The following is an 11,840-nucleotide window of genomic DNA, read 5'->3' on the forward strand; positions in this document are numbered from 1 at the left end:
GCAATGATGGTTCGGAAAGTCTTGCTATTCTCAAAACGGTAGAAATTAACCATAAATGGCAACAGTTTTGGCAGCAAGCTGCTTAGATAACAAAATGCCACTTTTATTTACAATACCTAAATTTATAAGGTTGTAAGAAGAAGAATAAGCTCTTCCTCCTAAGAATTTAAAAAATAGAACTAAGGCTTTTCATCTCCGCAGTACAGGGATGAGCCTCCATTTTTTACCTTAAAAAATTAAAGGGATTCGGGAGGGGGAGAAAACACGCCACAGGCGCGGGAAAGAAGCAAAAAGGAGGACTGTTTTAACGGTGTGGCATCGGAACGACTTTCTATTACAAAAAAAGTGTGTACTCGTTGAAAGGAAACATATTCTTTCAACAATGGAATAACAATGGATTTGGAAGGCTTTGGACCGTCGGTGGCATTGTCATTGATGTGTTTATTGATGTGCTCGGCCAACGCATAAAAATTGGCACGTGCATCGCGGTCGGGCTTACAGGTGATGTAAATGGTATCATTGAGCATAATTTGCTCAACCATTTCATAAAACTCATTGCCCACCTGTAATTTACCCTGCACCGACTGTGGAGCCGTCCAGTTGGTTTGGTATGGCAACGATACCGGTACTTTTACAGTAATCAACTCCTCTTTTAATGAGGAGTCAAGCTCGTCTTTTTGTGCTTCCAATGCCACATTGCCTCCAAACCAATAGACTACGGAGTAGCCTACCATGTTGTAGAGCAAAAGGCTGAGAAGCAGTATAGAAACGAGTCTTTTCAAGCGATTTTTTTGATTTACCCGACAGGTCTTCTGAAATCAAAAGCCCTGTCGAGTTTGAGTTTGATTATGCTTTGGGTTTTTCGGGAAATGCGGATACGTGTTGTTCAACAATGAGCCATTTTCCGGCGCGTTTTTCAAAAACAAACAGATAACGAACAGGTTTTTTCTCGCGACTGCCATCTGCGGCATTTACGTCAAATACCCACGAACCAGAACAGGTAGCTACGTCGCCAAACAATCGGATCCGTTGGTCGTTGTTCAGTACTGCAACCGGCTTTTTGGCAATGAGTACCTGCAAAAACGCTTTGCGTTCGTCGGCCGTACGGGCAGCGTTAATGAAGGTGGGAAAAAACACAGCATCGCTGGCATACTGTGCCATAAGGCCGTCTAAATCAGCTTTTACCAATCCATTGTGCCAATTGGTAATCTGCTGAGCTACTTCCTGTTTTGGAGTGTCCTGTGCAAAAATACTGCTGCTTACTAAGAGCGCGCAAAATAGAATGTTAAAAAATTTCATCATTGATATATTAGAAAAGACCTACTACTGTTGGGGACTTTATTTTAGAAATAGGTAATACTTTCGTTAAAAATTGATTCTAAGACTTTCCAAGACTTGGAGTCTTGGAAAGTCTGATTGTTATAATCCTGAGCCATCCGCCTTGCCACGCGCAATGGCGTAATCACCAATCACTTTTCCGTGTTTCAAGCCCATTTCACAGTCAACCCGGTAGTGAATCAATCCATAAATACGTGATTCAGAGGCTTCTTTGGCTTGAGCATTGAATTTGTCAGCCTGTTCTGGAAAGATAGAAGCCAATACCGTAGCGGCTGCCGCCGAAAATGTAGAGTGACCCGATGTGTAGGCAGGAAAATTAGGCAATCCTACCGACGTTTTCAAGCCAAACTGCTGAGGGCGAGGCGTATAATAGAAATATTTCGTATCCCAACAGGCAATACCTGCATCCATTTCAGCCGTACCGAGCAACGCCAAGGTACGTGCCATACGTACTTCGCTGAATTTAGCTTCGTTGGCAGCATTGGCTGCGGCACGGTGCCAATGGCCCGGCGGTGTATAGCTTCCTGCACCATCTGCCCAATAATTGGCGATGCGTGCCTGTTCCCGGGTTTGTTTATTTTGGATGGCTTTCAATTCATCCAATTCTTTCTGCCATTCTGCCGATCCTACTACATAAGGCATGGCAGGGCGGATTTGGGCAAGTGTCGTTTTATCAAAATTCCACGTTGCTACAGCTCCATAGTTGGGCAACATCGGCGGACGCAAAGGCGCTTCTTGGCTCAACCAAGGCTCTTTGATACCACGGGTCTTGGCCGCTTCAATCATACCGGCCGTTAAAGCTTGGTTATTGGCTGCGCCCATACCGTCAGTTTTAGCGCGTCCCATTACTTTGGCAGCTACTGCATTTCCAAGGTCGGTGCCTGCGGTTAAGTCACTCGTTACGTTCATTCCGGCCCATTGGCGGCTTGCCAAATGTTCCTTCATTTTAGCTTCCAAATAGGGTACTTCACCCGGAAACATTGCTTTCAAAATGGTCACTGAAGCCGCCGCTATTACGGCATCCTCAGAAGGGTACGCAGGCAGAGCTGATACCGGCAAGGCAACCGGAATACTCGTATCTACTTTAGAAGGAGCCGACCGTTTGTACTTGTATTTGTAGTTCCATGCCGAAACCAACGCATCATATTGCGCCACAGACAGATAGGCTAAAGCCCGGGCCGTATAAGGTGGATTGGCAAAAGGAAACTTAGGATCAGCCAAAGGATTGGCGGCATCCGGAACAGGATATTTGCCTTCTGCATTAGAGGCAGGTGGTATGTTATAACGAGCCGACAATTCACGAGCAATTTCGTTCCAACGATAAACGGCTCCTGCTCCCCAATACACCACTGCTTCTTTTTGTTCCTGACTTAAATTAGTGGTTAGACCTTTCAATGTAGCCAATTCAGCCACGTAGTCCGTTGAGGTAACGGCACTCGGGGCAGGAACAGCAACTTCACTTGACGAAGCCAAGATGTACGTTTTCCACGTACCTGCTTTGTCGTCTACGCTTACCGGCGAGTAACCCACCCGTTGCGGCTCTTCAATGTCTTTATTACAGGCAGCGATACCCACTACAATTGCGGCGGCCAAACTGCTATATTTTAGAATAGTTGGAAACTTCTTCATTTTCTTAATGGATTGTGTTTATTATTTTCTTACCCCAAACAGGTAAAGTACGCCCACCATATAACTGGTGCTTTGGCCTGCGTTAAGTCCGTTTGTTACGTAACCTACGCGGGCATTCACGCCCAATGCTTTGGGTTGAAACTTACCATACCAGCCCACCATCGTAGCCTGCATGTTGTTGGTAGGAAAAGGCATATCATTGCGACGAATATTATCGCCATTCACGCAGGAGTTACGCTCTGCCCACACTTCAGTCTGCCATTTTTGTTTCAAAATACCCAAACGTCCGCCCAAGTCATACGCATTTGGAACGCGTACTTCGTTGGTGTTGTAAACACGGCCATCGGCCTGATACGCATCCCGGTCTACGTTGATATTGCTGCGCCACATATACGAACCATGTGCCGTTACATAAAGACCGGTTTTAGGATGGGTATAGTTAAGCAAAACTCGGCCGGTTACTACACGGCATTGCAAACCAATGGACATCGGCAGAAAATCAGGCACATATTTACTGACGGGAATAGACGCTCCCAACAAACCATTGACAGAAAAACCTTTGATATTCACTGCTTTCACTTTCAGCCAAGCCGAAAAGTCCTGAATTCCTTTTTGGCCCATAAGGTTGCCCGCACTGGTTTTGGTCCATACATAAGGCAGGCTCAAAATCACATTGAAACGGTCAGTAATACCTATGGCCGGCATCACCATTACACTCTGTGTCGTGTGCGTTCCGATATTGAGGTTTTCGCGTTTGAGCGTATTTTCCCAATATTGACTCCAACTGCTGTGGGTGTACATGGTCCCTACACAGACAGTTCCTTTGGGCATATAAATGGCATCGTTGGGCATTTGAGCTTGCACGTTTATATAAGCGCACAGGAAGCCCATTACTATGAATAAGCGTTTCATAAATAAAAAATTGTAAAGATGAGAATGAGTTGTTCTTAGAACCAACGACTAACATTAACCGATACTAAGTAATTTGCAAATGCGGCATCGCCATGTTTTAAACCCAGTGGGTCAAGGCGATCAGCATAGCTGCGGGTACGATTACGATATAATGCATAAGGTACTGTAGCTGCAGCCGAAAATTTACCTTTCATGTAAGCGATTCCCGGTTCAACGGAAACGATGTATCCTGGACGACGGAAACCTTTGCTACCGCCAAAAACGTCAATGGCAGGAACACCTTCCAAGCGGCCGCCCAACATAATGGAAAGTCCATTGCCGATGGATTGGCTAAAACCTACACGACCTGCAAATTGATCAGAAACCGAGAAAGATCCCGTTACCAAGTCAATCGTTGTAGCTTCCGGGCTACGAACTACGCCGTTGGTTTCTTTGGGATTGAAGAGATAGAATCCGTTGAAGTAAACGGTCGTTTTCTTCGCAATTTGCCAGTATCCTTGAGTTTCTAAGCTATAACCAACTCCTCCGTCACCCAATTGAATGGATTGGTCTACCGGTTTTACGATGGTATAATCCTGTTTTTCTTTGTTCAGCTTGTGAAATTCGTCCGTTGCACCGTAGTTTCCGGTAGGCAATTTAATACCCAATCCTAAAGCAAAATTAAACTTAGGTAATTTGTAAGGATTACGCATCCAATACGAAGCCGAAAGACGCATGTCACCTATTCCCTGCGATTGAGTATGAAAACGGTTTTGATCAGGGTTGATACCGGATCCTGCCGCAGGGTTGCCATAATGCTCATACAACGACGAACGATCATTGAATTGGATAGGCAAGTTTATACTGAATGAAAGACGGGCATTTGGTTGATAACTCAATCCCAAATCAAGGGCATGAGAAAGGTTAATTACCTGAGTTCCCTGCTCCACACGTTGTGTTTGCTCTTCATCTCCTACAAAATGTTTGTAAGAACGAAAATAGCGATAGCCCATGCTAAGTTGCCATTGGGCATTTTTTTGTTTGAAATACTCAGCAGACGACAATGAATTGGTAGCAGCACAGCTCATGTGGCGAACAGCTACGCAACCTTGCGAAAAAGCTTCGTTTGCTAAAAACAAACAGATTAAAGAGTATATAATACGTTTCATGATAAAAGACAGTTGATAACACCCGAACGCGGTCGGGGTCTTGGTTGAAAATGAGATTGTTTTCAACCAAAGCCTTTATGTATGAAAAATGGTCTATTGGGCCTGCCCGGCTTTTTCTAATTGGGCCATGGGAATAGCACATCCAACAGGTGGAATATCTTTCACAGATATCACAGGATGAGCGCTCTCAGTAGATTCCAAACAGCGCGATGGATTCGCGACCTGACATTCATGTGATGCGTTCACTTCTATGGACATACCCGCCTGCGTATCGCTGCAAGTACATAAAGCAGTAAGGGAAAGCAAAAGCATGCCTAACAGCGTTTTCATTGTTAGCTTTGGTTAATGAATAAATGTAAGTGACGTATGCTTGTTTTGAACAAAGCACACAAAGACCGATAATGCACAACGATGCGTTGTTCATTACTTACAAAAAATCACTAAGCTAACTCAGGAGGAGGAGAATGGAGCAACCGAACCGTTTGAAGCAATGATTGGTTTGGTGTGGCGTATAAATGGTATGAGGTCGAGCTTATGACAGTATCAACAAGCAAGCCCATGGATGGATTCGGGAGGTATACTTTTAATAAATCGTTCAGCAATTTTATTGCCTTACTTAACGGACTTTCGGGAGTATCGGCATTTTGATCAGTAATCTCCTGAATCATATTAGCCAACTCAAAAAAGCGATCACGAGCGTGTTGGTTGGTTTTAAGCGTAACATACAACGTATCATTCTCATGCCGTTGTTCGGTTACGTTATAAAAATCATCACCGCGCCGAATCAAACCTTCCTGTCCATCCGAATTTTCCCAAGTGGTATTATACGGCAAAGTCGGCAAGTGCATTTTAACCGTTTGCCACTTATCATCTTCACGGATGGGAGAAGCCGATTGATAGTCATCTTCAAAAAACAAAACAGCTACCGTCAGCCCAAACATGTTGTAGAGCAGCAGGATAAGAAGGCCGATAGCAGTTAATTTTTTCAAGAAAAAGTTTAATTATTATTCAAAGGTATTTAAAACTTTAAAACACTACACAATAATCCAATACAATTTTCGTGCCTAAAATTTTACATGTACCACCAAAACTGCACATCATTCCAGTTGATGGTATGGTATATATTGATTTGCAAAAGGTTAAAAAAGCGGTAATCCTGCGCTTTATTACGAACCAATCCCTGAAAACAATAACCCAATTCAGCGCGTGTTCTACCGGCATTATACCCACCTCCTACGTGCATCCAATTTTCGGAGAGAATAGAGCCGTTGCGAGAGCTAACAGGGCCGTTGGTTGCTCCTTTGAAGTACAAAAAAGCTTCATTGGATGCCGAAAGATAAAACCCCTGTTTTTGTTTCTCGGGGTCGTAAAGCGGATACGTAACCCAAACCTGATAACGCCCGATGTCGGCTTGGGAGGCGATTTTGGTCTGTAAATTAGTGGGTTGACGCCATTCAAAGCGTCCGCGGTGCGTGATGACAAATTTTCCCAGCTTGTGCTGATACGTGACCTGCCCAATGAGGCGATTTTCGTTTTCTCGAAGCCCAAAAATATTATGTCTTCCAAAGGCATAGCCCCCTCCTACCGACAATTTTTTATTGAATTGATAGACCAGCAGGCCATGAAGGAGCAAATGCGTATGTCCTGCCGGAAAATACTTTTTCTCAACCGTTTGGCTCACCGCATTGATGGCCGACATCACATTTATATTATACCCTAACTTGCTGTTAAATTTACCCATTTGTGAATAACTCGGAGATATTCCATAAAGGGTAACATTTTGCGATTGAGCTTGAAAAGCTATCCATAAAAGGCAAATGAGTGTAGATTTTCGCATGGGTTTATTGAGAATGTTCTTCATTTAGAAGTTTGTCAAATAGCGTGCCAAAATCGTCAGTCTTACTTTACTATTGTGTGCTATGTTTCTATGTGGTTATTTTGCTCCATGAAAATTTTGAACATTTGCGCGTATACCTGGTCAATTGGCGGGCCGGCCCGCATTATTTATGACCATACCACAGTTGTTTTAAAACAAGGGCATCAGGTAGATATTTTAAGCCCTGCTTCTTCCGGCGACAAAATTTATCCTACTCCAGAGGGTGCTCGCGTGATTGTTTGCAGACGTACTGAACCTATTAGCCGTTTTTTTCCTGAATTTTCACTGGAAGCCTGGGATTTTCTCAAAAAACACATTCATGAATACGATGTAGTACATTGCCACGGGATTTGGCATTTTGGAAGCGTAGCTCCTTTCCTGTTTAAAAATAATACCCCTAAAGCCGTCACTATTCATGGATTATTAGACAAATGGGCGCTCAATCATGGCTATTGGAAAAAGAGATTGTTTGGGCTATTGTTCCAAAAAAGGTTTTTACGAAAAGCCGATTTTATTCAAATCAATAACCGCGACGAGCTGAATGATTTACGTCAATTTTTAGGCTTTCAGCATCCTAACGTTGCCATTATTCCCAATGGAATGCAATTAGCTGAATTGGCTGATTTACCTCCGAAGGGTACGTTTAGGACAAAATTCTATCTTCCTGCCGACAAAAAGCTCGTTTTATTCATGGGCCGCCTAAACATCAAAAAAGGCTTAGACCTTTTGTTGCCTGCGTTCAAAAAATATACCGAAAAATACGACGATGCATTGCTCATTTTAGCCGGTCCAGACGACGGCTACCAAGCCGAAACCGAACGTTTTATTAAAGAGAATCAACTGCAAGACAAAATGCGGATGGTTGGAATGCTAACGGGCGAAACCAAGAAAGCAGCCTTGGCTGATGCTGCTATTTTTGCGCTGCCCTCGTATTCAGAAGGGTTTTCGATTGCCGCTTTGGAAGCCATGACGGCAGGTGTGCCGGCGTTGGTTTCTGACCGTATCGGTTTTGACGGCACCGTAGCGCAACACCAAGCGGCCCATGAAGTACCGCTGACCGTTGAAGGAGTCTATGAAGGATTGGCAAAATTGCTGCAACAGCCGGAATACGCCGACAAGCTTCGCCAAAATGGTCGAAAAATGGTGGAAACATTGTACGACATTGAGATCGTAGCGACGAATCTGGCGAAGGAATTTGAGAAAATTGCAAGGAAAAAATAAATGCTTTGCTCGCCCTGATTTAACATCAGGGAAGCGCACTAAATAGCTTACTCATGCAAAACCCCATCCAATCCCAGTTCTTCGATCGGTACGAGATTTGCTTCTACAATGGTATCGGGAACAAAGATAAATTTTTTATCAAAAATCTGATTATCAACGTAGTAACTCACCCAATATTCATTGTTGAGGTGAAAAACATCGGGCATAATAGGCTCGACAACCACGGATTGACCTGCTTCAATTTCCGTAAAATAATGCCGCAGCGTTGACGTCCGCTGCTGCTCTTCCTTCTTTTTTATATCATCTCCCGAATAACCGCGAGAGGTCACAAATACGTTGGTAATCAGCGTTGGATTCCGATTGATAAGGTACACATTCCACTCCGGCTGATCGAGTTCGTTGATGCGGCGGGCAATGGTCACATAAATGCCCGTTACGGGTGTAAAAGAAATATCCTTTTTCATGATTTGAGGTACGTAAACCCCAAAAATAACAGGTTTTGCAGAGATCGAGTATAAATCTGACAATAAATAAGCGCATCGTTGGCCCAAGACTGCTTCTGTCCACCCTATTTTATTCGCCTATATTCACTCAAATTCACGAAATAATCCGTTGGTGAAATGCTTAATAAGGTAAGGTTCAAGGGACTTTGTTCGGCCAGAATCAATTGGTTTTTAATTAAATAAGAAGGATAGTCAATTTGCTGAAAAGCGGGGAGGTAATGCTCAATTTCTAGCAAAGAATTATAGGCATACAGCGGACGGCAGTCAAAAGAAACGGTGGCGGCGTACAGCTCCTGCGTCATTCTGCCTGCGTTGAGTTGATACAGTTGGGCTTTGAGCGTAGGCCATCCGTATTTGTTTTGACCAAAAACCCGACTTTTGCCCAACGCTTTTCCGCTGATTTTGGGCGTATTTTTTCGAGCCAATGGACTATCAAAGGTTTGACAGAACTTTTGGCCAACATCGTCGGTACCGCACACCAGATATTTGCCGTTGGGGTACGCCACCACAAACTCCAGCCCGTCGGCAGTACCGCCAAAACTGTCGGCATTGGTAAAAAGCCAAGTGGAAGTTTTTCGGTCGAGATAAACACTGAACTCTTTCTTTTGTCCTTCCTGCACATATTCATAGGTGAGCATTTCGGCAAAATTCAATGGCTTTTGCGCAAACATTGAAAAATTTATTCCCAAAAGAAGTTGGGTCAAAAGCAGGTATGAGACAGGTTTCATCAGTTAAAAACGGGGCTTTTAGAGAAAAGTACGTCAAAATTGGCGGGGATATTTTCTTTGATATTTTTGATGCTTGTTCCTCCAAACATTTTAAGGGGAAACCCTCTCATAAAGTGATCTACTCCCATTCTTAGCTGACCTGTGTTGAGCGGTACAAATATTCCCAAATCCGAAAAGCGCAACGGTATTTCGGTCGTAGAAACCCACTCCATTCCTCCCCCTAATACATATCGTTTGGCCAAATATTTTCCTTGGTAGAGGTAGGTACTTTTTACATTGTCTTTGTCAAATTCTCGCTTTGCCTTGCGGGTTTTCCAAAACGCCTTCTCGGAGGTTAAGTGAGTACCATCGCTCAATTCTTTGAGATTTTTTTTTGTTTCGCCTACTGTTTTTCTGCCTTCAGCGATATTTTTTTCCAATTCCGGAAGTACTCTGCTTAACTCTGCTTTTCGTTCAGGCAATGTGGCCGGATTACGCAGTTCAGCATTAGCTTTCTCCAAAGCCTCTTCTGTCATTTGTTCCATGAGTGGCTCATATTCTTCCATTTTGTTATAGATTGTACCCGCCCAGTTTTTAGGAAGAGTATGACTTTGTACGCCATCTTCGTCTTTGGATACAACATGCATAAAAGCACTGTTTCGTTCGCTGTAGGTCTTCACCCAGCCATCTTCGGTACGCGCTACCGACACAATACTGTCGCCTTTCACATAAAAACGGATGGCTTTATTAGGTTCGGGGTCGTACGTAAAATCAAACGTCAAATTCATGCAACGGGCGGGGGCATCGTCAAACACGCCCACTGCATACCATGCCTGCTTCACGCGGTGCGTTTCGGTGGCGCACTTGCCAAACATCTGTTCGGCGGTACTGACGGTAGCCTCCGCAAAACGCTCATAATTTGTGTAAGGAGTAAGGCTAAACAGCGTCTGATAGACCAATTTAGCCGCTTTTTGGATGCCTATGCCTTTATCAATGATATAGGTTTGTTTGTGGTCGTTGGTTCCTTTTCCCCCTTCCGACAACAAATAAAACCAATGGGAGGCGACCGTACTGTTGTTATGAACCCAGCAATTTCCGTTCTTATCATTTGCTACACAGCCGTTAGTATCTTGCCAATACTCCCCTTCGTAAGTATTAGGATGCGGGAGAGAAGTTCTCGATTGAATAGTTGTTTTAGGCCATTTTAAGTTTCGGATACCATTAGGAAAGACGTACGGCGCAATCACCCAATCAGGCGTAGAGGGGTATGCCCAATGTTTTATGGCAGTACCGAGCATATCGGCAACGGCCTCATTGAGCGACCCGGACTCTCCTTCCCCGACGAAATCGGCCAATCCCGAGCGTACTACACCATGCGTAAACTCATGTCCAATCACATCCAACGAAGTCAACGGCTTATCGCCTTTGTTTCCATAATGAATCTGTTTATTAGTCCCATCCCAGTACGCACCTTCTTCCAAGTGTCCATCATCATCATACGCCCGACGCATGATAAGCATTGAACCTTGGTCGTCAAAGCTATTACGCCCCAACTGAGTTTTGTAGTAGTCAATGGTCTTTTTTCCCACAAAAGCCGCATCGGCAAACCCTTCCGTGGTGAGGCGTGGGTCAATCCATTGGGTTGAGGGGTAATTGATGACCCACTTCGTAGTGTCGTACACTGCCACAAAGGGTTCATTGTGCGACACCAGAATGTACTTAGCAGAGTCTTCGTTGAAGTGAATTTCGATGTTTTGAGGCCCAAAATGATACGTTTTCATCATCGTAACCGTGGGCTTTTTATCCTCGTTACGAGGTGTATTATGTAGCGCAAGGCAATCCAAAATCAGTGACTCACGGCGCACGATATTGCCCCGATACGCATCTAAATAATACCTCGTTTTGCCTGAAATCAATTGATGAGCCAAGTGCAACTTTTGGGCAGTAACGTTGAGGCGTTCGGGGACAATGACTAAACTTTCATAAATAGGTGCCGAAGTTTTCGCCTCTTTAGGAAGCGTTTGAAAGATTTGATTTTCGTCAATTATTGTTCCCGCAAACTCCGGCCAACGTGATGAATCAAAAGCATCGCCCGAAGCGGCAAGCACTTTTCCGTCAGCCTCATGTCTCACTTTAAAATAAGCCCCAAAAACGGGGTACTCATTGATAAACTGTTGAAAAGTGGTGATTTCAGAACCCGTCGGCAGCGAAACTGTTGCTTGCTTTTGTAGCTTTACCCCGTATTTTTTTTGCATAAATTCAGCAAATGTCTCAACCGTCACCTCACTTTCACGGTAAAACCGAAATGACGCGGGCACTTTTGAATAAGGACTTTGAACTTCATCGTAGCTACCCGGCAGAGGCTGCTCTACCGGTTTGGGAGCAACCTGGTTCATCGTCACATTTGGTGAAAGTCGAGGTTTGGGTTGTAATTTTGAAGAATGGACTCTGCCTTCCTTTTGCCTTCCGAGCTCGACTTAGAACTACTTGATTACGAACTTTACCC

At 44.1% G+C, this 11,840-nt stretch carries 12 protein-coding genes; 1 reads left to right on the forward strand and 11 read right to left on the reverse strand.

Annotated elements, in window-relative coordinates:
• Window positions 1-236: 236 nt before the first annotated feature.
• From Q0081_RS17505 to Q0081_RS17540, 8 genes are all read right to left on the reverse strand, one after another.
• Complete coding sequence (locus Q0081_RS17505; RefSeq protein WP_298355988.1) at window positions 237-782, reverse strand: hypothetical protein; 546 nt, start codon at window positions 780-782, stop codon at window positions 237-239.
• A 64-nt stretch (window positions 783-846) separates the two neighbouring features.
• Complete coding sequence (locus Q0081_RS17510) at window positions 847-1,302, reverse strand: nuclear transport factor 2 family protein (RefSeq protein WP_298355992.1); 456 nt, start codon at window positions 1,300-1,302, stop codon at window positions 847-849.
• A gap of 117 nt (window positions 1,303-1,419) precedes the next feature.
• Entirely contained in the window at window positions 1,420-2,967 is a 1,548-nt protein-coding gene (locus tag Q0081_RS17515) for a phosphatase PAP2 family protein (protein ID WP_298355994.1), read from the reverse strand.
• A 21-nt stretch (window positions 2,968-2,988) separates the two neighbouring features.
• Window positions 2,989-3,879 (reverse strand): hypothetical protein, encoded by an 891-nt coding sequence (locus Q0081_RS17520; protein ID WP_298355997.1) that lies wholly within the window; start codon window positions 3,877-3,879, stop codon window positions 2,989-2,991.
• A gap of 35 nt (window positions 3,880-3,914) precedes the next feature.
• On the reverse strand, window positions 3,915-5,027 hold the full coding sequence (locus Q0081_RS17525; RefSeq protein ID WP_298356000.1) for a hypothetical protein: 1,113 nt from the start codon (window positions 5,025-5,027) through the stop codon (window positions 3,915-3,917).
• 93 nt (window positions 5,028-5,120) lie between these two features.
• Window positions 5,121-5,357: a hypothetical protein gene (locus tag Q0081_RS17530; RefSeq protein ID WP_298356003.1), complete on the reverse strand. Its 237-nt coding sequence runs from the start codon at window positions 5,355-5,357 to the stop codon at window positions 5,121-5,123.
• A gap of 110 nt (window positions 5,358-5,467) precedes the next feature.
• Entirely contained in the window at window positions 5,468-6,016 is a 549-nt protein-coding gene (locus Q0081_RS17535; RefSeq protein WP_298356006.1) for a hypothetical protein, read from the reverse strand.
• An 83-nt stretch (window positions 6,017-6,099) separates the two neighbouring features.
• Complete coding sequence (locus Q0081_RS17540) at window positions 6,100-6,888, reverse strand: DUF2490 domain-containing protein (protein WP_298356009.1); 789 nt, start codon at window positions 6,886-6,888, stop codon at window positions 6,100-6,102.
• A gap of 84 nt (window positions 6,889-6,972) precedes the next feature.
• Between Q0081_RS17540 and Q0081_RS17545 the strand changes: the two genes are divergently transcribed.
• Entirely contained in the window at window positions 6,973-8,124 is a 1,152-nt protein-coding gene (locus tag Q0081_RS17545; protein ID WP_298356012.1) for a glycosyltransferase, read from the forward strand.
• A gap of 47 nt (window positions 8,125-8,171) precedes the next feature.
• Here the strand turns inward: Q0081_RS17545 and Q0081_RS17550 are convergent, their stop codons facing one another.
• The 3 genes from Q0081_RS17550 to Q0081_RS17560 all read right to left on the reverse strand — a co-directional run bounded on the left by Q0081_RS17550 (window position 8,172) and on the right by Q0081_RS17560 (window position 11,730).
• Window positions 8,172-8,588, reverse strand: coding sequence for a hypothetical protein (locus Q0081_RS17550; protein WP_298356015.1), 417 nt, complete (start codon window positions 8,586-8,588; stop codon window positions 8,172-8,174).
• Window positions 8,589-8,692: 104 nt separating this feature from the next.
• Window positions 8,693-9,355, reverse strand: coding sequence for a hypothetical protein (locus Q0081_RS17555; protein ID WP_298356018.1), 663 nt, complete (start codon window positions 9,353-9,355; stop codon window positions 8,693-8,695).
• Complete coding sequence (locus tag Q0081_RS17560) at window positions 9,355-11,730, reverse strand: M4 family metallopeptidase (RefSeq protein WP_298356021.1); 2,376 nt, start codon at window positions 11,728-11,730, stop codon at window positions 9,355-9,357. Before Q0081_RS17560 ends, Q0081_RS17555 begins: the two co-directional genes overlap by 1 nt.
• Window positions 11,731-11,840: the final 110 nt, after the last annotated feature.

Source organism: Runella sp. (assembly GCF_027484545.1).
Taxonomy (GTDB): Bacteria; Bacteroidota; Bacteroidia; order Cytophagales; family Spirosomataceae; genus Runella.